This window comes from Pseudomonas sp. 18058, from assembly GCF_902706155.1.
Taxonomy (GTDB): domain Bacteria; phylum Pseudomonadota; class Gammaproteobacteria; order Pseudomonadales; family Pseudomonadaceae; genus Aquipseudomonas; species Aquipseudomonas rustica.
In genome coordinates this window covers 54,761-79,242 of record NZ_CACSJY010000020.1, presented here as the reverse complement: position 1 = coordinate 79,242, position 24,482 = coordinate 54,761, and the positions used below count along the sequence as shown (strand labels likewise).

Sequence of the window (24,482 nt, the reverse complement as noted above, 5' to 3'; positions counted from 1 at the left end):
CTGAAAACAATTGAATTCCTTGTGGCTTGATCGCGTTGGCGGGGAGGAATAGTTTTTCCTTGTTCAAAAGGTCAAAGCGGCCTTGTGTTACTTCAAGTCAATGGTTGATAAAAGGGGTTTTAGTGTATGAGTGAGTCAGAAGTCTCGCCGGCGAACGGCTATGTTGAATTTGTAGAACTTTTTAAACTGCAAACGCTGGAAGATGCATTGTCGGCCTATAAAAGCAGTAAGCAGCATGACGCGATCTTGCGTTATTACGCCGGCTGCGTTGCGGCAGATACGGCCTCTGAATTACTTGAGCCGTTGAGATTGTTACAGCAGGCGCTTGCCTCGTTGACTGATTCTCCTGGTGGTCGCCGTCGACGTTCAACAGAGCCCGCTGCTCCTGTAGCGGAAGAAACCAAGGCTGATGCGGAGCTGACGGTTATCAGCAACAGAATCGATGAATACGCCACTCGCCTGGCCAACAGCGTCGAGCAACTGAATGCCTCGGCCAGGGAAGTGGTGAAGTTGCAGCACTTTGTCTGGCTTGGCGGCGGCATCGGCGATATCCAGCGTGATTACATCAATGTCTGGACGCAGGTGCTGGGCCCCGAAGGCTATGCCTTCAAGCTTTGGTACGACAGTGATGCACTGCTGGTTCATGAAACCAATCGGATTGTGGTGGAAGCGGCAAAGGCTGATGCCATGGCGGCCGGAGGCGCAAGCGTTTCCTCGGGATTTGATTTGGCCGATCTCTACGAAGCGCGTCTGGAAGTTTTGAAACTACAACTGTTCGGGCATGTGCAGGCGGGAAAATCTGGCGCCGATGAAGCGCGAATAGACTTGCTGGTACGTGCTTACGGTCAGGACGAAACAAGGCTACGTGAGCTGCGGCAGAAGAACCTGGTGACACTGCAGGCCATGAACCAGGATTTGTTGCGGTTAGTTGATGTGCGTGAGAAGGACTATTCATTCCCGCTTGTGGATATCTATGAGCGTGAATTGAACATGCGTGGCAATCTGGCGGCGGCGGGCGATGTTCTACGCTACCAGGTGTTATTCAATGAAGGCGGAACTTACAGCGATGTAGATTACTTGCCGCCGTTCAAGAAGATGCTGGGCGAAGTTCACGTCGATATGATCCGGGGAGCTAAGCCCGCGCTGGCGGTACTGCAATTGATCCTTGATCGTAACCCGCATTTTATGCCCGGTCGTCAGGCTTTGCGCGACCGCTACAACAGTTATGCAGAGGATATTCCGGCGGAGTTATTACCTGAAATTGAGGCGTTTGCTGCCAGCGGCCCTTTGTTGAAGGACGTGTTTGCCGCCCCCGAACCTCGTGTAGCCATTCCCGACGCATTGCGGGCTGCTTACGTTGATAATTCCGCTTTGACCAATGCTTTTTTGATCGCTCACGCAGGCGCGGCGAGTTTGGAGGCTGTTACATCGCGTGTGCGATTCATGTACGAGTTGATGGATCAGTACAGAGATGCATTGATTGAGCAGCGAGTACCTGCGCTCGACGTTGACACCCAAATTCGGATTGCTACTGATGTGATCGTTGGCGCACCGGGGTTTAATGAGCTACCTCGTGAAATTCAGCACTACCTTCAGGCTCGAATACAAGATCTCCTCGGTTACTTTGGCGAAGGGGTGACACCCAATGCCAAAGGCACCATTCATTTGACCGGGCCGGGCGTAATGCGCACGGGGATGTCAGTCTACGAAGCAGCCCATTTCACGCCCCGCGCTGCAGCGGTGTTCAGCAAGCAGGCGAAGTTGCAGGACGGGTTCAACTACTTCACTGAAGAAGAGCAGGATCACAGCTGGCACGAGAAGTTTTCTGACTTCGAACAGTGGCGTTTGAGTGAACAGAAAAAATCGCAGGAAGGCGTATTCAAGGCCCGCTATGTCGGCGATGTCGCTGAGCTGCTCAAACGCCAGAGCATCGAATTCGATGAAGGCTGGCCCGTCATCGAAGGTCGTTATGTGCTGGCAACCGATATCCTTCAGAACCTCGCCGAAGGGCTTGGCGAACCTTTCTTGCGGGCGATGCGTGAAGGCTTCACCGGCACCGTGGGCTTTGCCCGTCTGGTGCCGCTGGGTTTTGATCAGCGTCAGGCCATTGTCGCGCAGAAGACCAACGTTTTCGCCCCTGCTTCAGGCGCTACCGCAGAGACCCGCGATCTGCCACTGGATGAATTCCTGCAGCGATACGCCAAGGGCACGTTCGGGCTAGAGCAACTCAGTCCTTGCCAGCGCCTGTTGCTCGGCTCGTTGCTGGGTGCGCCGAGCCTGGACAAACACAGCTTTGAAGCGCTTGTCGTGGAACTCGATAACCTCGCCAACGGTGTTTCGGAGCTGGGCATCTCAAATCGTTATGCGGTCATCGAACGTGAGCTGTTCAAGCGTCAGGCACCGGCGTTTCTCGCCGGGCTGAAACGCCCGCCGGCCTCGCCTCCGGCCCACGATGAAACGGCATTGACGTTGAAGAAGTATGCGCTGGAGCAACCACTGACACTGAGTCAGTGGGGGGAACATGTCGCGCGCATCCAGCAGGTGGCGAAGCTCGAGTTTCGCGACCGTATCGTCGAGCGCCTGAGTGATGTGCTCGACAGCTTCCACGGTGCCGACACCAAACTGGTGCCTCAGGATCTGTTGCTGGAAGGAGCGGGCGACACCATCGGTGGCCGCTGCTACCCGCTGGCACTGGTGATGGCGGCTGCCCTGCATCAGGGCGCTGACGCCATGAACACCCTGCGCGAGCGTTTCTACCTGGGCGTGATCGAGCCTTCTGATCGCGACTCGATGGCGTTTTTGCAAGTACTTGAAGAATTGCGCGATGAAAGCCTGGCTGATTCTGGCAGCGCCCTTGAGCGTTCAACGCTGGAGCAGGTGGTGGGCCTGCTGGAGGACGCGGATGCTACTCGCACGATCATGCTCAACTCTGACAATCACGCCATGCTGGTCGCTAAAACGCGGACTGGCGAGGGCAGCGCCTATCACTTTTACGATCCCAACTTTGGCGTCTTCGAATTTGCCCAGGCGCAGCCGTTTCGCGAGGCGCTGGAACGCTTTTTCATTGAGCATGAAATGGCTCTTCACTACGCCACGTTCGGCGAATTGTCCGCACCGACATTTGATCTGATCGAGCTGAATGCTGAACGCGTCGGGGCGCTCGTCGTGCCGTCGGGGTTGCAGGTGAACGAACTGCTGGCGCCGGGAGCACTGCGCGAAAGGCCGCTGTTGCCCGGGCGCCAGCGCCTGACCAGTGCGCGCGGGCAGTCGCTGGTGAACAACATCAATCTGGGCAACAGCCTGCGTGATCTGGACGGTCACTGGTGGGCACAACAGATCGAGCAGGCCACCCGCCGACTGCAAATCGACAACCAACTGACAGCAAGCTTTGCGCCGGTGTTTGATTCGCTGGAAGTGACGCCGACGGGTGACTATCACCTCAGCCTGGTCAACCTCGAGGATCCGCAGCAGTGGGTGAAAGTCACCACCCGCGATCATGGGTTCTTGCGCATCAAACAGTTCTTGAGCGAGCGTTTTGCCAGTCTTGCCCGACAGCCTGTGTCCGCTGGCAGTCCGCCGGATCCGACCGAAGCCGGCAGCGTCCACACCCTCAACGCCGGGTTTACCATTCAGGCACTGATGCATGCACTGCGTTCGCGCGAGGGTGATACGCGGGAGCTGACCATGGCGGTGCGTTTGCACGCCTACATCAACTACGCGCAGTTGCTGCACGGCAACCTGGTGGATATCGCCGGTGTCATCCAATTGGTGCGTCAGGCGCTGGCGCAGGAAAAACTCATCGCCCAGACCAGTACATCGGTGATCGGCGAAGCCCTTGGGCACGTCGCCGGCGAAGGCGTTGGCGCAGTATTGGGGCTGGCCAACGTCGGGTTTGATATCTATCAGTTGAGCGAGGCGGGCAGTGATGCCGAGAAGGCGCGCTTCGGCACCCAACTGGCGTTTGACTCCGCCAGTTTGCTGGTCACCGGTTCCGGACTGATCGCGGCAGCCGCCGGCGCAGGCACGGCGGCGGCGGTGCTCGGCGGCGCCGGGGTGATTCTGGGCGGACTGGCCATCGGTGTCGGCGCATTGGTTGAAGGATTCGCCGGTATTTTTGAACGGGCCAGGCAAGTCGGGTTGTTCTTTTACGAGTTCGATAAAGCCGTTCGGCAGGGCGGTTATCGTCTGGATCCGCAGAGCAAGGCGTGGTCGGCCCACGCCTCGCTGGTGGTCGAGTCCGTTGACCTGCTGACCGGTCAGCTACGTCTGGGCAGCCCTCAACTGTTTCCGCTGCGTGATCATTTCGGGGTTCCGGACTACGAGGTTGATTTCACCCGTAGTGTGGATATTCGCCAAGGCCTGGAGTTGCCGCAGACGTTGGCTTTTTCGCCGCAGGCAGGCGACTTGATCGTCCTGCCCTGTACGCCGAAAACCTGGTATGGCTACGGCTACAAAGCCTTTCCGTTCGCCAATGAATTACACACCGAAGGCTTCGAGCTGGCGCGTCGCCTGGAGAAACCCGGGGCCGATGGCAAGCGCAGGTTTCTGTTTTCGTTCTACTCGTTTCCCAGTGAGTACCTGGTCGCAGACATGGCGCCGGTCTACAAACCCTCATCGATTGAAGTGCGGCTGGACACTGTCGAACGAACGCTGGTGGTGCCGGTGTTGCCGAAAAACTGGCACGGCTTGATCAGTTACGACATTGCCGGTTGCGGAGCGCCGTGCACCTTGCTGCTCAATCCCGGGGTCAGCCTGGAATTCACCGGCACTCATCTGGCCACCACACGCTGGACATTGCTGGCGAGCTGGGCGACGCAAGCTGATCTCAGCTTGTTCGGCGACCGGCTGGATATCGGTGAGATGAGCCTGTGCTTCGACGACGTCAATCTGCATGAGGTCAGCCTCAAACTGGCCGATCAGGTCCTGCGTATCGACTTCACGCAGCAGACGCTGCTGCTGGTTTCAGCAGATCTGCAGCCGGGCATGATGGATCCGCGCACGCTGCATGCGCACTTCAAGAAACTCGCCCATGAGCATCGCCTGGCGTTGCCCTATACGCCGGTGCATAACTATCGGGTGCCCTTCGAAGACCCTGGCCAACCGCGCGACACGACGGCGTTCTACGACGCCCGAGAGGATCGCTTCATCTACATTCGCGATGAAGACCTGCCGTCAGCCGATGAGGCCCAGTTGGGTATGGTCATGGGCCAGGATGCGTTCTTTTATCAACCCGACAGTTTCCTGGTCTGGCAGGTCGATGTCGTCACCGGTCTGATCAGCCATCACTACCGCCTGCTGGCGAGCGTCACGGGCAGCCGCATCACTCGCTGCGAGCCTGTTGCCGGTGGCGCCGTACAGGTGACGCAGGAGATACCTCGCGCCGGTCAGGCTGCAGATGTGCTGAGCTACCTGATCCGCGATGGCGAGGTGTATCTGACTTCATTGGTACGCGGGCCGGACAGTGCATTGCAGGCGCTTTTCAGTGCGACACCGACGTTGTCCGACTGGTCGCTGGTGTTCGGTGAGTTCTACACATTGCGCGAGCGCGAACACACCGCAACCGCTGTCGTCGTCAATTGGCAGCCGGCGCCGATCGTCTCGGTCTGCTGGGCGATCGATTCGACCCAGCGCGATATGGCGTGGGTGCGTCATGAGGATCGTCTGATCATTCGTCCGCCGGCGCGTCGGCACCATGCTCGCGGTTGGGCCGACTCGATCAAGAATATGCAGGACCTGTCGTTGCTGGTGCCGTCAGGCGGGCAGCAGGATTTGTTCGTCGTCTACGACAAACTGCACAAACGCCTGTTGCGCTTGCAGCGCAATCAGAGCGCGCAAGCGGGGGCACACTGGTCGCAGGAAAATATCTGGGTCGACGGATTGCAAAACATTCTGGCCACAGACCACGGTTACGTGGCGCTGAGTGAGAACGGGCTGTGCTTCGACGTGACGAATGATGGTCAGCTGGCGCTCAGTGGCCTGGCCGAATCGTGGTTCAAACAGCGCCCTGAGTGGTGGGCGCACTTGGCAGAGGTCGCGGCGAAACACCCCGTTACCCGTTTTGCGCTGCTGGGATTGAGCAACGCCGCCGGTGATGCAAAGTTGTGTGCCTGGTACGTCGACGATCGTTTGTTGCTCGCCGACCTGGGGCCGGGTGCTCATGTTCGTCTGCTCGGGGTTACGCCGGACCGGCAGGCCGCCTGGTTGTTCGAGGTTGATAGCGGTGTCATCTATCGCCAGGGTTTCATCGCGGCTGATCGACTGTCAGCAGCGTTCGGTAAGGGGACTCGGCTGCTACAGGCTGACAGGCTGCCGGCACCCCAACGGCGGTGGGCGGATTGGCCTTTTGTCGATGTGACGGCCAAGGGTGCAGAGCTGAGAGGCGTTACCGCGCAAGGTCTGATTATGACCTTGCAGCAGGACCAGCCCGCGTTGCTGACCGGCGTCGAAAGCCAATGGGTTTCGACGCATGAAGACAGGTTGCTGGCTGACCTTGCGGCACTGGCGAACTCCCATCGACACGTGGATTTCCTATCCGTCGACACGCCGCAGAAAGTCCAATGGTACGTCGCCGCCAGCGGGCAATTGCTCGGGGTTGATCGTGCGTTGGTGCAGCCTTCCAGTGCTTTGCTTGGGACGCGGCAGCAAGGCCATGCACTGATGCTCCATGACCCGGCGCGGGGTGTGGTTCAAGCCTTTCCGGGCGAAACCCGAATCGGGCCACTGCCTTATGCTCGACGTGACACTGACGTGATGACGCTGGAGGGTGAGCAGTTGATCGGCGATGTTTTGCCTTTGCTTCCCGACGATGTCAAAACCCTGGTATTGCGCCTGGGGCAGGGCGCCGTGACGTATCGACTGTCGCGGGGAGCCTGGCTGAGGCTGGATTCGCTGGTGCTCGATTGCCGACCGGCCTTGGCCGGTAAGCCAGCGATTCCCGGCAAGTTGATCTGGGAGCTGGATGATCCCGGCAAGTTGCTGCTGAGCATCGTTGGCGAACATCTGGTGCTGATCGAACCGGACAGTGGCCACGCGGTGATCATCCGGGAAGCCTGCGCAGCTGATGTCAGCTTGCGTGGCGAGGTTGTCCTGGCGTTTGCCGGCTATCGCTCGCTGCTTGTGTCTGCGCTGGTCGCGGCGATCGCTGATTTGGGGGCCGCCGCAACAGGCGTGTCGCTGGAAGAACTGGTGGGGCGTGCGACCAATTCGGTCGAGGTGGCGCCTGCCGACCTGGATGCCTTGATCGATTGAAAATGACGCCATTGTGCGTGCCCCGGTTTGGCCAGCGCCGCCAAACCGGGTTTTCCTGGCCGGTTTATGAGCGTTTCTTGCGCAAGGCAAAGCGCTGTGCAGTCAGTTTTTTGCGTAAAACTTCAAATAGACGCATTTTTTGTTCATCAAGGATATTTCGATCAAGAACAAAAAAAGCCTTGCGTTGAAGGAGGGTCGTCGAGGTCTCCTCCCACTTCCAGAATAGAAACTTGCTTTGCTTCACTTTGCTGATCAGTTCGAGTTGGAAGACCGCCAGATGAAGATTTCCTTTGGAATCATAATGAGTGGGGGCCACTTGAAAGCGCCGCCCCATGGAACTCTCTTTATCGAATGAAACCAGGGCCGTCTCGTCCGAACTCAATGCGTCCAAGGTATCAATCATCGCGTTTCCCTGAGGGCGGCCATTGAATAATTCAATATTTTGCACCAAATGATCGGCGATGGTCCCGGAGATATTGTGTTTTTGGGTCTCTGTATATCGCCCCCCGTCCAAGGCTTTCCATCCAAAATATTGCAGGTTGGAATAGTACTCTTGAGCCCACTCCAGAGAATCGCCAAAACGACTGGTACTTCTTTCGGAGAGCATTGTTACGATGCGAGTGCAATCCGTCAGATAGTCATAATCTTCTATCGGCAGGCTTCCGATGAGCGAGATCAAGTTGTGGTTTTCGAGGATGCCCGTTGGTGTTTCGTTGTTCATTGTTTTCTCTTAAGGATTAGATTCTGTTCGGTGTGGTGGCTGTTTGTCGTGGTTGATATTGGCAAGTATTACTGGCTCTGGCTTGAAGTTGTTGTGAGAAATTATTTGTTGGTTGTGTTGGCGTTCTAGGGTGGTTAATAACATTGTGAATTAACGTGATGTTGTTGGTTTTTGTTTGATGGGTTAGTTTCGTTTTACGCTGTCACTTCGATGCGTTATTAATCAAAAGGAGTTTGAGTTTTTATGGAATGCAAGATTTCGTGTAAAGAAAGCAACGCACTGGTCAAGGCACGTATTGGCAAACGCCAGTCGCTGTCTGTGGAAGTTTTCCGTAGCGCCCGTGTGCAGGCGTTCGGCGCCGTGGATTCAAACAGCCCGACCAAGGATCTGGACGCTATCGTATTGGCCAATACCCTGGTGGGTTACGGTGACAATATCTCTCTGGAGAACATGGCGATCATCGAAAACATCATCAAGTTCTCCAAGCTTGAAGCCAACTTTGAAGTTCCTGGGAACGAGCCTGAAGCGTGGTACCGCGCCTTTGTACAATGTATGGAAGATGCCGGCTGCTTCGTGGCCGACTCCGGTTATTCGGTATACAAGAAAAGCACCCAGCAACTGACCATGGATAATATTGTGGTTGATATTGTCAAGGCCGGCATCGCGGCAGCCAAAGCGGCCATTCCGGGGGCAACAGTGCTCTCGGCAATTACCGACTCGACCCTGGATGCCTTGAAGAAAGAGCCGGAAGCTATCAATCTGCTGAACCGTGAAGTGACCAAGGATAAAGGTGTTCGGCTTGCGGTAATGCCGTGCGATCAACTAAAGAATGGAATTATCCTGACGTCGCTGTCGTCGATCGACAGTGTGGGCGGCGGGAATGAAACTTCGCCGTTGTTTTTCAACTGGAAAACAACCAATCGCAGCATCTTTCGCGGCAGTGCTTACATCACTTTCAATCCGTTGCGTTATGCAGACTTGAAAGGCGATCTTGAAGAGTACCTGGGCGAGCACTTCAAGGCCGCACTGAGCAAACGCTTCCAGCGCCGTAAAACCAAGTAATCCGTAGAGACAGGCTGCCGGCACTATCGCCGGCAGTTATCGGAGCAAATAGATGAACTACTCGGTTTATGTCAATGCGGGCGTGCTTCTGGTGGTATCCAGCGCCTTGCCGTCGACAATCAAACAGGATGTGCTGGACACGTTGGCATTTGCCCGGCTGGCGGCTGACGAAGATGTGCCGCAGGGCGTGCAGGATTCACGGTGGTTCGACATCTACTCGGGGATCCTGTCGGCCTGTGGCTGGAGTTTTTTCGCCGAGCAGCGGACTGATCTAGCCCTTTTGGGGCCGGAGTCGACTATTTCGGGCCAGGAGGAAATGCTCGAGTTGGCTGAAACCCATTTGCCTTCCGGGCAGGGGCTGTTGATCTCGGCTGCTTTGCGCAGGCTGGCGTCAGCCTCCAGCGATGCGGCGCTGATGCAAAGCCTCAAGCGTCATTGCTTGTCCGCAGAGGCCGGGAGCGTGCGGTTCAGGGCAATGGCCGGGGTGGTCGAGGCGGGTGGTTTTCTCGGCATGGTTTCCGTGTCATTCGACACGCAAAGCAAAATTGACCCGTGTTATTGGGAGAGTGGGGCTGCGCGGCACACGCCCGTCGGCAACGTCATTCGCCGTGGTTATTCGGCCCGTTTCAATCAGGCTTTATACGACGAATTCAGAGCCGACACGCGGGAGTGGCTGGCGGCTGAGTTACATCCACCCTCGATCGAGATCGGCCCGTTGTTCAGCGAAAAGCACTGACCTGTCGCGTGACGACACACCTCGACGTTCGGGGCTTATGGCACCAGGTAGCCTTTGACCCCGGTGAAGATGATTTGCGCGGCCAGCGCACAGACAAACAGGCCCATCAAACGGCTGACGATCTGCAGACCCTGATCGCCGAGAATTCTCTCGATCCGGTTCGACAGGTACAGCACCACGCCGACGGTGAAACTGGCCAGCACAATACTCAGAATTGCTGTGAGCTTGTCGTCCCAGTGCGGCTGGCTCACGCCCATGACCAGCAAGGCACCGATGGTGCCGGGGCCGACGGTGATCGGAATGGTCAGCGGCACGATTGTCACGTCTTGCTGGACATTATCGGCCTGCACCGCCGATTTACCCTGCGCCATGCCCAGTGCCGAGATAAACAGCACGCTGCCGGCGCCGATGCGGAACGCATCCACGGTAATGCCGAAGACATCGAAAATCACTCGCCCGAACAGGTACAGCAAGACGCTGGAAATCAGCGTGGCGGCGGCGACTTTCCAGGCCAGGCGCCGTTGTTCCTTGCGCGAGTAGCCACGGGTCAGGGTAATGAAGCACGACAACACGAAGAACGGGCTGTAAAGCACCAGCATCTTCAGGTAAACGCTGAACAACACGTGGAGCATGGTGCTGGCTCACTGGCGAGGGTAGTCGTGGGGGAGTCTAACAGGCGTTACGACGGTTGGGTTGTCGCGCGATTCTGCTGATCACGCTCAGCTACCCAGTGCTCGATCAACTCGCGCAACTGCGACAATTCCACCGGTTTCGACATGTGCCCGTCCATGCCGGCCTGACGCGCGCGCTCTTTGTGTTCGGCAAGAATGTGCGCGGTCAGCGCGACGATTGGCGTGCGGATGCGCTGATTGCTGACTTCCCAGGCGCGCAATTGTTGCGTCGCCGAGAAGCCATCGAGTATCGGCATTTCGCAGTCCATCAACACCAGATCGTAACGCTGCGCCTTCATCGCTTGCAGGGCTTCTTCGCCGTTGCTGGCAGTGTCCGGTTGCAGGTTGAGTTTGCCGAGCATGCCGCGAATCACTTTGGTCGAAATCGTGTTGTCTTCGGCGACGAGGATGCGGAAATCGCTCGGCACTTTCGCCGCCGTGGCCGCGGTGACCACTTGCGGCTGGAACACCACCTGACCTTTGTTGCGCTGGTTGAGTTCGTCCGCCAGCGTGGTCTTGAGGGTGTAGCCGGCCACCGGTTTGGCCAGAATGCGTTTGATCCCCGAGTTGCGCGCGATGATCTTGCTCGGCGCGTTGCTGATGCCGGTGAGCATGATCAGCAGAATGTCGTGATTGAGGCTCGGGTCTTCCTTGATCTTCGCCGCGAGCTGCATGCCGGTCATGCCGGGCATGTTCTGATCGAGCAACACCACATCGAAATAATCGCGCAGGTGCGCTTTAGTGCGCAGCAGGGCCAGCGCTTCCTTGCCCGACGGCACGGCGCTGACATTCAGGCCCCATGCGCTGCATTGCTGCACCAGCACTTTGCGGCAGGTGTCGTTGTCGTCGACCACCAATACGCGCGCGCCTTGCAGCGGACTGTCGAGATCGGAGGTCGGGTGTTCGAGACGATCCGGATCCAGCGGCAAAGTCAGCCACAACGTGCTGCCCTGCGTGGCGCCGCTCTTGATGCCGAACTCACCCTGCATCAAACGAATCAGTTGCCGCGCGATGACCAGCCCGAGATTGCCGCCCAGACGATTCGCCGAGAGGAAGTGTTTGCTGTGCAGTTCGGCGTGCATCAGCGCATCGCGTTCTTCCTGCTCCATCGGCGCGCCGCTGTCCTGCACGGCGATGCGCAGACGCGGTTTGGAGCTGCGCTCGTCGAGGGCGACGACGATCAGCACTTCGCCTTCTTCGGTTTTCTTCAGGGCGTTTTCCAGCAGGCTGAGCAAGGTCTGGCGCAGGCGGGTCGGATCGCCACTGATGACGCGCGGGACTTGCGGCTGGATGAAACTGATCAGTTCGACGTTCTGCTGTTCGGCTTTTGCGCGGTAGATGCTCAGGCAATCGTCGATCAACGCATTGAGGTCGAACTGCACATCGTCGAGTTCGATCTGTCCGGACTCGAGTTTGGAGATGTCGAGAATCTCGTTGATCAACGTCAGCAGTTCGTTGCCGGCGCTGTGGATGGTCTGCACGTAGTCACGTTGCTTGACCGACAGCGGCGTGCCGAGCAGCAGTTCAGTCATGCCCAGCACACCGTTCATTGGCGTGCGGATTTCGTGGCTGATCTTGGCGAGGAATTCGGCTTTGGCGTTGATCTCGGCGTTGCTCGCGGCGAGGTCGCGGCTGACGCTGAAACGGCTTTCGGTGATGCTGCGCTGACGCTCGCCGAGGGCGATGCTCATCAACAGACCGCTGACGCAGATGAACGCCATCAGCGTCATGATCAAGCCTTGCGGCGACACCAGTGTCAGCCCCAGCAGCGCCGGCAAAATAATCAGCGTGCCGATGTTGAACACCACCATGGCCGCCACGAACAGGCGCGCCGGGCGATAACCTTTTTGCCAGTGATAAACGCCGACGAACAACATGCTCAGACCGGCGAGTGCCACCAATGCGTAGGTGATGATGTTCAGCGGCAGTGTATTGACGAACAACAGCAGCAGGCTGCAGATGACAATGAACAGGATGTCGGCCATCAACAGCTTGTTCAGCGGGTGCGGGCCGAGGGGGCCGAAGAAGCGATAAGCAAACATCAAACCGGCGGGTGCGGTCAGCAGCAGCGCCAGATAAGCGCCCGGTGTCTGGATCGCGTGCCAGTTCGGCAGCCAGGGCCCGAGCAGATTGAGCAGCAGCAACAGGCTCAGGCCCAGCAGACCTTCGCAAACCGCCAGCCACAAGCTGCTGCGTGAACGCGAATAGCTGTAACGCACCACGTTATGCAGCAGGAGCATGGCGAGGCAGCCGAACAGCAAACCGAAAATCAGCGAATGGTTTTGATTGGCCGCGCTCATCACGGCCGATTGCAGGGTGATGTGCGGACGCAATTGATGGTCGGAGACCATCCGCAAATAAACGTCGAGTGGTTTGTCGCTTTGCGGCAGGGCGAGCATGAAGTCGCTGCTGGGCAAAGGTCGCTCGGCCTGCGGTTGCTCGGTGCCGGTGTTGCGTTGCTCGATCAACTGGTCGCCGTCGAGCACGTACAGATTGAGCTGCGAGAGGTCGGGGGCAAAGATGCGCAGCACTTGTTCGTGTTTGCCCGGCGCCAGTCTGAAGCGCAGCCACAGTGCACCATCGGGCTCGGACGCGGTGAGGCGATCAAGGTCGATGGGGCTGAATTGATTGGTGTAGCGAGCGGAGCGGATGTCGCTCAGTTGCAGATTGCCCTGATCGTCGAGCAATACCGACCAGCCACTGCCTTGTGCGGCCTGGGCCGGAAGCATGCAGAGCAAGGTCAGCATCGTGACGGTGAAGCTTATGGCAATCCTGAGCCAGCGCACGGCGAAATCCCTTCGTAGGTTGATGCCAGAATATAACGATGCGCCGCGGCGGAACAGCCCGGCGAGGAACGGTATCCCTCGCCGGACTTGATGAACAGCTTATTCCTGGGTTTCGCCACGTTCACGGGCAATGGCGCGGTAGCCAATGTCCTTGCGGTAGAAGCTGCCTTCCCAGTCGATGGCTGCTGCCAGCTTGTACGCTTGCTGCTGCGCTTCACCGACGCTTGCGCCCATTGCGGTGGCGCAGAGTACGCGACCACCGGCGGTGACAACCTGGCCATCCTTCAGCGCAGTACCGGCGTGGAAGACTTTGCCTTCCAGCTTCGCCGCTGCGTCGAGACCGTTGATCGCCGCGCCCTTGGCGTAGTCGCCCGGGTAACCGCCAGCGGCCAGCACGATGCCGACGCTCGGGCGTGGATCCCACTGTGCTTCAACCTTGTCCAGCGCTTGCGCCAGAGCGGCTTCGACCAACAGCACCAGGCTCGATTGCAGACGCAGCATCACCGGTTGGGTTTCCGGGTCGCCGAAGCGGCAGTTGAACTCGATGACTTTCGGGTTACCGGCCTTGTCGATCATCAGACCGGCATAGAGGAAACCGGTGTAGACGTTGCCTTCCTCAGCCATGCCGCGCACGGTCGGCCAGATCACCAGATCCATCACGCGCTTGTGCACGTCGGCAGTGACCACCGGGGCAGGGGAGTAAGCACCCATGCCGCCCGTGTTCGGGCCGCTGTCGCCGTCGCCCACACGTTTGTGATCCTGGCTGGTGGCCATCGGCAGCACGTTTTTGCCGTCGACCATGACGATGAACGACGCTTCTTCGCCGTCGAGGAACTCTTCGATCACCACGCGCGAACCGGCGTCACCGAAAGCGTTGCCAGCGAGCATGTCGCGCACGGCGTCTTCGGCTTCGGCCAGGGTCATCGCGACGATCACGCCTTTACCGGCGGCCAGGCCATCGGCCTTGATCACGATCGGTGCGCCTTTTTCACGCAGATAAGCCAGGGCCGGCTCGATCTCGGTGAAGTTCTGGTAATCGGCGGTCGGGATCTTGTGACGGGCGAGGAAATCCTTGGTGAAGGCTTTCGAGCCTTCCAGCTGTGCAGCGCCGGCAGTCGGGCCGAAGCAATCCAGACCACGGGCGCGGAACAGGTCAACGACGCCAGCCACCAGCGGCACTTCCGGGCCGACGATAGTCAGCGAAACGTTTTTCTCGGCGAAGTCGGCCAGTTGCTCAAGGGCCAGCACGTCGATGGCGACGTTTTCGCACTTGGCTTCAATGGCGGTGCCAGCGTTGCCCGGTGCAACAAAAACCTTCTGCACGCGCGGATCCTGAGCCACTTTCCAGGCCAGAGCGTGTTCACGGCCACCGCTGCCAATGATCAAAACATTCATTTCAAAAACCTCAGAATTCTGTCAGTCGCTGCTGGAGCGCTTTATGTGGGAGCGGGCTTGCTCGCGAAAGCGGTGTGTCAGGCAAAACAGCTGTGACTGACAGATTGCATTCGCGAGCAAGCCCGCTCCCACATTTGGATCGAGTTGAATCAGTGACGGAAGTGGCGCATGCCGGTGAACACCATGGCGATGCCGGCTTCGTCAGCGGCGGCAATCACTTCAGCATCACGCATCGAACCACCCGGCTGGATCACCGCAGTGATACCGACCTTGGCCGCGTTATCCAGACCGTCGCGGAACGGGAAGAACGCGTCCGAGGCCATCACCGAACCGGCGACTTGCAGGCCGGCGTGCTCAGCCTTGATCGCAGCGATACGCGCCGAGTTTACGCGGCTCATCTGGCCAGCGCCGACACCGATGGTCTGACGGTTCTTGGCATAGACGATGGCGTTGGACTTAACGTACTTGGCAACTTTCCAGGCGAAGATCAGGTCGTGGATTTCCTGCTCGGTCGGCGCACGTTTGGTCACGACTTTCAGGTCATCGGCGCTGATCATGCCGATGTCACGGCTCTGTACCAGCAGGCCGCCGTTGACGCGCTTGTAGTCCCACGCTGCAGCGCGGTCAGTCGACCACTCGCCGCAGGCCAGCAGGCGCACGTTGGCTTTCGCCGCAACAATGGCGCGGGCTTCTTCGCTGACGCTTGGGGCGATGATCACTTCAACGAACTGACGCTCGACGATCGCCTTGGCGGTCTCGGCATCCAGTTCACGGTTGAAAGCGATGATGCCGCCGAACGCCGACTCGGTGTCGGTGGCGTAAGCCAGTTCGTAGGCCTGACGGATGCCGCCTTCAGCGTCCGGGCTGACGGCCACGCCGCACGGGTTGGCGTGTTTGACGATGACGCAGGCTGGCTTGACGAAGCTCTTCACGCATTCCAGCGCGGCGTCGGTGTCGGCCACGTTGTTGTACGAGAGTTCTTTGCCTTGCAGTTGGGTCGCGGTGGCGATGCCGACTTCAGCCGGTTTGGCTTCAACGTAGAACGCCGCGCTCTGGTGCGGGTTCTCGCCGTAGCGCATTTCCTGGGCCTTGATGAACTGGCTGTTGAAGGTGCGCGGGAATTCGCTGCGACCTTCAGTGCTCAGGGTTTCAGCGGCCTGATTCACGGTGCCCATGTAGTTGGCGATCATGCCGTCGTAGGCAGCGGTGTGTTCGAAGGCTTTGAGCATCAGATCGAAGCGCTGAGCGTAGGTCAGGCCGCCGGCTTTCAGACCTTCCAGCACGCTGGCGTAATCGCTGGCATTCACCACGATCGCGACGTCTTTGTGGTTTTTCGCTGCCGAACGCACCATGGTCGGGCCGCCAATATCGATGTTTTCGATCGCGGTCGGCAGGTCGCAGCCTGGCTTGTTGATGGTGGCTTCGAACGGGTAGAGGTTAACGGCAACCAGATCGATCGGCTTGATGCCGTGCTCGTTCATGATCGCGTCATCGATACCGCGACGACCGAGGATGCCACCGTGGATTTTCGGGTGCAGGGTTTTCACCCGACCGTCCATCATCTCGGCGAAACCGGTGTAATCCGCGACTTCCACTGCGGCAACACCGTTGTCGCGCAGCAGCTTGAACGTTCCGCCGGTCGAGAGGATCTCGACGCCCAGAGCTTCAAGCTCCTTGGCGAATTCGAGGATCCCGGTCTTGTCGGAAACGCTGATCAAGGCGCGGCGGATCGGCAGGCGGGTAGTCTGGTCGGTCATCTCAATTTCCATCAAAAGCAAAGGAAGTCAGCAAAAAAGGCGACCGTTTTTTACGCGGGCGCCTTTCTGGTTTGATTGAATGCTTACAGCAGATCGTACTGCTTGAGTTTCTTGCGCAGCGTGCCTCGGTTGAGACCGAGCAGCTCGCTGGCCTTGGTCTGGTTGCCCTTGACGTAGTTCATCACGCTTTCGAGCAGGGGCGCCTCGACTTCGGAGAGCACCAGGTTGTACACATCCGTGACGGACGCGCCCTCAAGGTGGGCGAAATAATTGTGCAGCGCCTTCTCGACACTCCCGCGAAGGGTCTGACCTTCTTCGCTCGGGGTATTGAGGTGCTGTTTCAAATTCACGTTGTCGCTCACGGGTGCTGTTCCACTCACTAAAGTCTCGGTCATCATCGTCATGCGGCCACCCCTTCTTCGTCCCCTGTCAGGCTCTTGTAATGCTCGGCGAAGAACTCCCGAACATTGGCGCATTGTGTTTCCGTACCATCCAAACGATTGAAGTGGGCGCGAAACTCCTTGGCGCCCGGCAAGGTTGCGAGATACCAGCCCACATGCTTGCGCGCAATGCGCACGCCCATCACATCCCCATAGAAAGCGTGAAGTGCGGCCAGATGCTCTAGCAGTATGTGTTCCACTTCGATCAACTGCGGCGCCGGCAATTTCTCGCCCGTGCGCAGGTAATGATCGATCTCGCGAAAAATCCATGGCCGCCCTTGGGCGGCGCGGCCTACCAACAGGCCATCGGCTCCGGTCGCGTCGAGCACGAAACGGGCCTTCTCCGGCGAATCGATGTCGCCATTGGCAAACACCGGAATCGACACGGCCTGCTTGATCGCGGCAATCGTGTCGTATTCGGCTTCACCTTTGTACAGATCGGCGCGAGTGCGGCCATGCACTGCCAGCGCGGTGATCCCGGCCTGCTCGGCGATCTTCGCCACGGTCAGGCCGTTCTTGTTGTCGCGATCCCAACCGGTGCGGATCTTCAGGGTGACCGGCACATCAACCGCAGCCACAACGGCCTGCAGGATCTCGGTCACCAGTGCTTCATCTTTCAACAGCGCGGAACCGGCGGCCTTGTTGCAGACCTTCTTTGCCGGGCAACCCATGTTGATATCAATAATCTGTGCGCCCAGCTCAACGTTGGCCCGGGCTGCATCCGCCAGCATCTGCGCGTCGCCACCGGCAATCTGTACCGAGCGTGGCTCGGGATCGCCTTCGTGGATCATGCGCATGCGCGACTTGCGGGTGTTCCACAAGCTCATGTCGCTGGTGACCATTTCCGAGACTACAAGCCCTGCGCCCAAACGCTTGCACAGCTGACGAAAGGGCTGATCGGTGACGCCCGCCATCGGGGCGAGAATCAAGCCGTTCTGCAATATGTATGGGCCGATGCGTACCGCCGACATAGGACTTCCCTGAAGTGGGGCCGGATCATGAGAGTTCGAAAAAGGGTTGGCATGATACCCGCTCTCGATGACTGGATAAAGGCTGAATTGAACAAAATCTGAACAGTTATTCTGTTATTGCCAGCGGTTTGGTTGCCCGCCGCTCAGTCAGAAAACTGCCGTCAATCGAGAAACGGTGAAGCGATTCACTCGGGCGAGTGAAAACTCAGGCTGTAATTCACCGCTTTCGGGCCTGGATCGAGAATATCCAGCGCAATGTGGATCGGCGTCTGTGGTGGCATTTCCGCCAATCCTTCGAGATCGCCGCTCAGGTATTCGCCGGGCTTGAACCGACGACTGGCAATCAAGTGACCGTTGAGGTCGGCGAAACGCAGTTCCAGCAGCGGAAACGGCTGCGAGAACGTCGCGCGGTTATAGATGATCGCGTCGACCACCAAGGCACCGCTGAACTCCGGATGGCTGCGCACCACCAGATTGCTGCTTTTAATGCGGGCAATGTCGACTTTCGACGGCACGGTGCAGCCGATCTGCGGGCAGATTTCCTGGAACCACGGACGGTATTGATCCTGCCGCGCCAGTTCGTCGAAATGGTAAGCAACGTACTGCGCGCCGAGACCGCCCGCCGCCAGCAGCACCAACAACAGCCAAAGCATGCGCCGGCCCCACGGCGAGCGGCGTTTCTGCCAGTCGAGTTGCAGTGGGTCGTCGGTCAGATCCTGCAGGACTTCGGCGCGCACGCCGGGGTCTGCGCGGTCACGCTTTTTGCGCAATGGGGTGATCGTTGGCAGGTCGTCGTCTTCGCTGTCGTCGCTAGCGGAAAAACGTTCGCGACGGGCGTTCGGATCGATCGGGTCGTGCAGGCGCAATTGCGGGATGGCCGGCTCGTCGTCGAGATCCACCGGTTCCAGCGACAACGAAGGCTCGGTGCGCGCGGATTTCACCGGCTCGATGTCGACAACTTCTGGCTCGTGTTCTTCGTGCTCTTCGTGTTCGGCGGCGTGCTCATCGGCGCGTTCGCTGAAAAGAGTATCGCGCCAGACCGTTTCATCCGGCTCAGCGCTGTCGCGGCGAGCACTCAGGGAATCTTCGCGTTGACGACCGAATTCGGTGGTCGGCTGGATTTCCCGTTGTTCGAGGCGGGCAAGTTCTTCGTCCAGATCGAGGCTGTCGAGATCAAGCTCGGACGCGCTCCACTGTTTTTGGCTGATGGCGCGCGGTGCGGGCGGCTCGATGATGGGCGGCGGCTCGATAACGGGCGCGGCCTCGACAATCGGCGCAGGCTCGACAATCGATGGCGCGACCGGTGTCACCGCGTCCTTGCCGGCGTGTTGTTCCAGCAGCTGTTTGGCTGCGTTGAACACTTGCAGACAAGAGCCGCAGCGAACCACCCCGCGGGCCACGCTCAATTGAGCATGGCTGACACGGAAACTGGTTTGGCAATGCGGGCACTGGGTGACGAAGCTGTCGGTCATGCGGCGATCCGGATTGTGCAGGCGGTCATATTAGCGCCGACGGCCGGTGATGCGCACCCAGCCATCGCGATTGGCGATCGGGTCGAGGTCGAAATCCTGCGCGTAAGCGGCGGCGACTTCATCACCTTGCTCGGCAAGAATGCCCGACAACGCCAGACGGCCACCGGATTTCACCAGGCTGGACAGTTGCGGCGCCAGCGAAACCAGCGGGCCGGCGAGAATATTGGCGACCAGCACATCGGCTTGCACCTGCGGCAGATCTTCCGGCAGGTACAGCGGGAACAGTTCATCAGCGATGTTGTTGCGCCCGGCGTTGTCGCGCGATGCTTCCAGCGCCTGCACATCAATGTCGGTGCCGACCGCTTCTTTCGCGCCGAGCAACAGGGCGGCAATGGCCAGAATCCCCGAACCGCAACCGAAATCGAGCACGTTGCAGTCTTTCAGATCCTGACCGTCGAGCCATTCCAGGCACAGCGCGGTGGTCGGGTGGGTGCCGGTGCCGAAAGCCAGGCCCGGATCGAGCAGCAGGTTGACCGCGTCAGGCTCCGGCGCGGCGTGCCAGCTCGGCACAATCCACAGACGCTGACCGAAACGCATCGGCTCAAAACCGTCCATCCAGCTGCGTTCCCAATCCTGATCTTCGATGACTTCGCTGTGATGCTCGGGCAGCGGGCTGCCGGTCAGCAGTTCGAGATGGGCCAGAACCGGTGCCGGTTCGGTGCCGCCCTCGAACAGGGCCAGCAGGTGCGTGTGAGCCCACAGCGGGGTGGTATTGAGTTCCGGTTCGAAGATCGGCTGATCTTCGGCGTCCATGAAGGTCACCGACACGGCGCCCACTTCAAGGAAAGCGTCTTCGTAGGTTTCGGCTTGTTCCGGGCTGATGGCGAGACGTACTTGCAGCCAAGGCATGGCGGGCACCTTTGAAAAATATTGATTGCAGCCTAGCGGCCGGCGAGAAGCGCGCAAGTTTACGCGAGCGCGCGGCAGAACACGAACATGGTTGAAGATCAAAAGATCGCAGCCTTCGGCAGCTCCTACAGGGGGAGTGCAGCGACTTCCATGGTGACTTGCACGGTGACTTCCATAGCGGGCTTTTGAAACCTGCAGAAACAACAAAGCCGCCCGAAGGCGGCTTTGTCTGGTGCGGGCTGAAGCTTAGTGCTTCTCGCCAGCCAGCTTGTGCTCGAGGTAGTGAATGTTCACACCACCCTTGCAGAAGCCTTCGTCACGAACCAGATCACGGTGCAGCGGGATGTTGGTCTTGATCCCGTCAACCACGATTTCGTCCAGGGCATTGCGCATGCGGGCCATGGCTTCGTCGCGGGTTGCGCCGTAAGTGATCAGCTTGCCGATCAGCGAGTCGTAGTTCGGTGGAACGGCATAGCCACTGTACAGGTGCGAATCGACGCGAACGCCGTTGCCGCCTGGAGCGTGGAAATGCTTGACCGTACCCGGGCTCGGCATGAAGGTTTTCGGGTCTTCAGCGTTGATCCGGCATTCCAGCGAGTGACCGCGGATTACCACATCATCCTGAGTGAACGACAGCTTGTTGCCAGCGGCGATGCTGAGCATCTCCTTGACGATGTCGATGCCGGTGACCATTTCCGAAACCGGGTGCTCCACCTGAACACGGGTGTTCATTTCGATGAAGTAGAAACGACCGTTCTCGTACAGGAACTCGAAAGTACCCGCGCCGCGGTAACCGATGTCGATGCACGCTTTGACGCAGCGAGCCAGTACTTCCTGACGCGCCTGCTCGTCGATGCCCGGTGCCGGCGCTTCTTCGAGAACCTTCTGGTGACGACGTTGCAGCGAGCAATCGCGGTCGCCCAGATGGATGGCGTGGCCCTGGCCATCGGAAAGAACCTGGACTTCCACGTGACGTGGGTTGGTCAGGAATTTTTCCAGATAGACCATCGGGTTGCCGAACGCCGCGCCAGCTTCGGTGCGGGTCAGCTTGGCGAAGGAGATCAGGTCTTCTTCTTTATGCACCACGCGCATGCCGCGACCACCACCGCCGCCAGCGGCTTTGATGATCACCGGGTAGCCGACTTCACGACCAATGCGCAGCGCCGTTTCTTCGTCTTCCGGCAGAGGGCCGTCGGAACCTGGAACGGTAGGAACGCCCGCTTCGATCATCGCGTGCTTGGCCGATACCTTGTCGCCCATCAGGCGAATGGTGTCGGCTTTCGGGCCAATGAAAGCGAAGCCGGAGTTCTCGACTTGCTCGGCAAAATCGGCGTTTTCCGCGAGGAAACCGTAGCCTGGGTGAATGGCGGTAGCGCCAGTCACTTCAGCGGCAGCGATGATGGCCGGGATGTGCAGGTAGGACTGAGCGGCAGACGCCGGGCCGATGCAGACGGATTCGTCTGCCAGACCCAGGTGCATCAGCTCTTTGTCGGCCTTGGAGTAAACGGCGACGGTCTTGATGCCCATCTCTTTGCAGGCACGCAGAATCCGCAGGGCGATCTCACCGCGGTTCGCGATCAGAACTTTTTCCAACTTCGCAGTCATCAAAGGCTCTCCGCAGTTCAAACGATGGTGAACAGCGGTTGGTCGTACTCAACCGGCTGGCCGTCTTCGACGAGGATGGACTCGATCACACCGCTGGTTTCAGCTTCGATGTGGTTCATCATCTTCATGGCTTCGACGATGCACAGAGTGTCGCCTTTCTTCACGGTCTGGCCGACTTCAACGAAGGCTGGCGAGGCTGGCGAAGATTTACGGTAGAACGTGCCGACCATCGGCGAACGGGCAACAGTGCCGTTCAGCGCTGGCGCAGCAGCGGCAACCGGTGCTGCAGCCGCTACCGGAGCAGCAACAGGTGCGGCAGCCGGTGCTTGCATCGGAGCCGGCGCGTAATACTGCTGAGCCGGGGTTTTGCTGTGACGGCTGATGCGTACGGACTCTTCGCCTTCCTTGATCTCGAGCTCGTCGATGCCGGACTCTTCCAGCAATTCGATCAATTTCTTAACTTTACGGATATCCATGAATCATCAACTCCCAAGGGTCGGTCAGGGGCGCTTAACGCTTGTATTTCAAGTCGTTGCCGGTGTTTCAAGCTGTTCTAGTGCAGCCTCCAGGGCCAGTCGGTAACCGCTGGCGCCAAGGCCGCAGATCACTCCCACCGCTACGTCGGAGAAGTAAGAGTGATGGCGGAAAGGTTCGCGTTTGTGCACGTTGGACAAATGCACTTCGATGAATGGGATGCTCACTCCCAGCAACGCGTCACGTAATGCGACACTTGTGTGTGTAAAAGCTGCTGGATTGATCAGGATGAAATCCACACCTTCGCCGCGCGCGGCGTGGATCCGGTCGATCAATTCGTACTCGGCATTGCTTTGCAGATACAGCAGATGGTGGCCGGCTTCACGGGCGCGGCGCTCCAGATCCTGATTGATCTGCGCCAGGGTCGTTGAACCGTAAGTACCGGGTTCGCGGGTGCCGAGCAGGTTCAGGTTGGGGCCGTGCAGCACCAGTAGCGTTGCCATCTGCGTGTCCTTGTTATGGGTGAGCAATGTTCAGAACCCGGCGACTATGCCGCAAAGACTTTGTGACTGTCCAGTTCTATGCAATAGCCAGCACGATGGGCGATGTTTGCGCAAAATATGTGACCGGGGGTCTGGATCCGGTCATTTGTGGCAATCCTTGTAGGAGCTGCCGAAGGCTGCGATCTTTTGATTTTTAGGTGGAAGATCAAAAGATCGCAGCCTTCGGCAGCTCCTACAGGGATTTTTGTCAGACGCGGAAGGCCTGAACGGCGGTATGCAGCTGGCCGCCGAGAACCAGCAGATTTTCGCCCTGTTCGCGACCTCGGCCGATCCGCAGCAAGTTATCCCCACCCAACTGATGAATCCGCTCACTGTGATCGCGAATCTCACTGACCGCGCCACTCTGCTGCGCCGTAACCTCAGCAATGCGCACCGCCGTGTCGGAGATGGTCTGGATCGCGCCAACAATTTTATCCAGCGCCCCGTCCGCTGCTTGTGCCTGACTGGCCGTGGCTTCGGCGTGTTCGACCTGCGCGCGCATGCCTTCGACCGATTGCCGTGCCGCCGTTTGCAGGCCGGCAATCAACGTCTGAATCTCCGCCGTGGCCCCGGCTGTCCGCTGCGCCAGCGAACGCACTTCCTCGGCGACCACGGCAAAACCACGACCCATCTCCCCGGCCCGCGCCGCTTCAATCGCCGCGTTCAGCGCGAGCAAATTGGTCTGATCGGCAATCGAGCGAATCACCGTCAGCACGCCACCGATGGTCGCTGACTCCTCCGCCAGATGCTCGATCATCTGCGCGTTGCCTTGCACTTCACCGACCAAGGCGTGCAGCCCGGTCAGGCTCTGGCCAATCACGGTTTGGCCATGCTCGACGGCCAGTCCGGCATGACGGCTGGCATCGGCTGCCTGCCGCGCGTCACCGGCCACTTGTTGAATGGTCGCCTCCAGTTCGCCGAGGGAATCGCGGATCAATGCGGTGTCGCCGGCCTGATGCTCGGCGCCGCTGTGCAAATCGTTGCTCAGCTCGGCGAGGGTGCGGCTGCTGCCCGCGACCTGCTCGGCGTTGCCGCGAATCGTCCCGACCAGATCCACCAGATAGGCGCGCAAGCGATTGAGCGAAGCCTCGATGTCGTGCAGTTCGCGGTTGGTTTTGCCCAGATGAATGTCGCGGCTGAAATCGCCTTCAGCCCAGGTCGACAGCGCTGGAGCTAGGTTGGTCAGGGTGCGCGAGAGTCGGCGCTGCAAGGTGTCGATCAGCAGCGCGATCAACAGAATCAGGCCGATCATCACGCCCTGCATCAGGCGCACTTCACCCTGAATCTGCCCGTGTTGCGCACGCACCACCGGCTCGAGTCCGGCGATGGCCTGCTGCACGGCGGCGATTTTCTGGTGGGTGGCGGCGCTGAGATCGCTGCGCTTCTGGATCTGCTCGCGAGTGCGCGCCAGCTCTGCCGGATAACGACCGAGCAAGCTGTTGAGTTCGCGTTTGAGGCCGACGCCAGCATCTTCGGCGACGGCTTTTTCAGTGTTCTCGATGCCCATCAGCGCGGCGAAATCGTCGCTGCCGGATTCACTTTTCGCAACCACGCCGAGCAAGGGCAGGGCATCGATTGCTTGAGCCTGCGTGCTGATATTGCTGACTTCACGCTCAACGTCCGCCGCCAGTTCACTGCGACCGCTGCTGACCAGTTTGTCCCGCGCCAGCGACAATTTGCCGAGATGTTGCGA

15 protein-coding genes and 1 pseudogene are annotated in these 24,482 nt (G+C 59.0%); 3 read left to right on the top strand and 13 right to left on the bottom strand.

The annotated features are described in order from the left end of the window. Window positions 1-333 precede the first annotated feature (333 nt). Window positions 334-7,248 (top strand): TcdA/TcdB pore-forming domain-containing protein, encoded by a 6,915-nt coding sequence (locus tag GVL50_RS13465; RefSeq protein ID WP_256671862.1) that lies wholly within the window; start codon window positions 334-336, stop codon window positions 7,246-7,248. Between the two features lie 64 nt (window positions 7,249-7,312). On the opposite strand, the gene GVL50_RS13460 is transcribed toward GVL50_RS13465, so the two are convergent. Further along, window positions 7,313-7,969 carry a hypothetical protein gene (locus GVL50_RS13460; protein WP_008078154.1) on the bottom strand — a complete coding sequence of 219 codons (657 nt, stop codon included), beginning with the start codon at window positions 7,967-7,969 and terminating at the stop codon, window positions 7,313-7,315. 243 nt (window positions 7,970-8,212) lie between these two features. Between GVL50_RS13460 and GVL50_RS13455 the strand changes: the two genes are divergently transcribed. Both GVL50_RS13455 and GVL50_RS13450 read left to right on the top strand, forming a co-directional pair. Beyond that, window positions 8,213-9,031: a hypothetical protein gene (locus GVL50_RS13455; RefSeq protein WP_159813525.1), complete on the top strand. Its 819-nt coding sequence runs from the start codon at window positions 8,213-8,215 to the stop codon at window positions 9,029-9,031. 52 nt (window positions 9,032-9,083) lie between these two features. Next, window positions 9,084-9,767: a hypothetical protein gene (locus GVL50_RS13450; protein WP_159813523.1), complete on the top strand. Its 684-nt coding sequence runs from the start codon at window positions 9,084-9,086 to the stop codon at window positions 9,765-9,767. A 35-nt stretch (window positions 9,768-9,802) separates the two neighbouring features. Here GVL50_RS13450 and GVL50_RS13445 read toward each other — a convergent pair whose 3' ends face one another. The 12 genes and pseudogenes from GVL50_RS13445 to GVL50_RS29445 all read right to left on the bottom strand — a co-directional run. Further along, window positions 9,803-10,399: a MarC family protein gene (locus GVL50_RS13445; protein WP_159813521.1), complete on the bottom strand. Its 597-nt coding sequence runs from the start codon at window positions 10,397-10,399 to the stop codon at window positions 9,803-9,805. Window positions 10,400-10,446: 47 nt separating this feature from the next. Continuing rightward, the gene (locus tag GVL50_RS13440; protein ID WP_159813520.1) at window positions 10,447-13,224 is read right to left on the bottom strand and encodes a hybrid sensor histidine kinase/response regulator; all 2,778 of its coding nucleotides are present in this window, start codon (window positions 13,222-13,224) and stop codon (window positions 10,447-10,449) included. A 99-nt stretch (window positions 13,225-13,323) separates the two neighbouring features. Beyond that, window positions 13,324-14,619, bottom strand: a complete 1,296-nt coding sequence (purD, locus tag GVL50_RS13435) for a phosphoribosylamine--glycine ligase (RefSeq protein ID WP_053116901.1) — start codon at window positions 14,617-14,619, stop codon at window positions 13,324-13,326. Window positions 14,620-14,768: 149 nt separating this feature from the next. Then, window positions 14,769-16,376 carry a bifunctional phosphoribosylaminoimidazolecarboxamide formyltransferase/IMP cyclohydrolase gene (purH, locus tag GVL50_RS13430; protein ID WP_159813519.1) on the bottom strand — a complete coding sequence of 536 codons (1,608 nt, stop codon included), beginning with the start codon at window positions 16,374-16,376 and terminating at the stop codon, window positions 14,769-14,771. Between the two features lie 83 nt (window positions 16,377-16,459). After that, a complete protein-coding gene (fis, locus tag GVL50_RS13425) occupies window positions 16,460-16,780 on the bottom strand; it encodes a DNA-binding transcriptional regulator Fis (RefSeq protein ID WP_003221275.1) in 321 nt (106 codons plus the stop codon). Continuing rightward, window positions 16,777-17,787 carry a tRNA dihydrouridine synthase DusB gene (gene dusB / locus GVL50_RS13420; protein WP_159813517.1) on the bottom strand — a complete coding sequence of 337 codons (1,011 nt, stop codon included), beginning with the start codon at window positions 17,785-17,787 and terminating at the stop codon, window positions 16,777-16,779. The genes fis and dusB overlap by 4 nt, the downstream gene beginning before the upstream one ends. 185 nt (window positions 17,788-17,972) lie before the next feature. Then, window positions 17,973-19,259 (bottom strand): DUF3426 domain-containing protein, encoded by a 1,287-nt coding sequence (locus tag GVL50_RS13415; RefSeq protein ID WP_159813515.1) that lies wholly within the window; start codon window positions 19,257-19,259, stop codon window positions 17,973-17,975. Window positions 19,260-19,289: 30 nt separating this feature from the next. Then, a complete protein-coding gene (prmA, locus tag GVL50_RS13410; protein WP_053116905.1) occupies window positions 19,290-20,168 on the bottom strand; it encodes a 50S ribosomal protein L11 methyltransferase in 879 nt (292 codons plus the stop codon). Between the two features lie 246 nt (window positions 20,169-20,414). After that, a complete protein-coding gene (accC, locus tag GVL50_RS13405; RefSeq protein WP_159813513.1) occupies window positions 20,415-21,773 on the bottom strand; it encodes an acetyl-CoA carboxylase biotin carboxylase subunit in 1,359 nt (452 codons plus the stop codon). A gap of 17 nt (window positions 21,774-21,790) precedes the next feature. Further along, window positions 21,791-22,249 (bottom strand): acetyl-CoA carboxylase biotin carboxyl carrier protein, encoded by a 459-nt coding sequence (gene accB, locus GVL50_RS13400; RefSeq protein ID WP_008078186.1) that lies wholly within the window; start codon window positions 22,247-22,249, stop codon window positions 21,791-21,793. Between the two features lie 48 nt (window positions 22,250-22,297). Then, complete coding sequence (gene aroQ / locus GVL50_RS13395; RefSeq protein WP_008078187.1) at window positions 22,298-22,750, bottom strand: type II 3-dehydroquinate dehydratase; 453 nt, start codon at window positions 22,748-22,750, stop codon at window positions 22,298-22,300. 247 nt (window positions 22,751-22,997) lie between these two features. Beyond that, a pseudogene (locus GVL50_RS29445) lies at window positions 22,998-23,504 on the bottom strand (methyl-accepting chemotaxis protein); the annotation flags it as partial. Window positions 23,505-24,482: the final 978 nt, after the last annotated feature.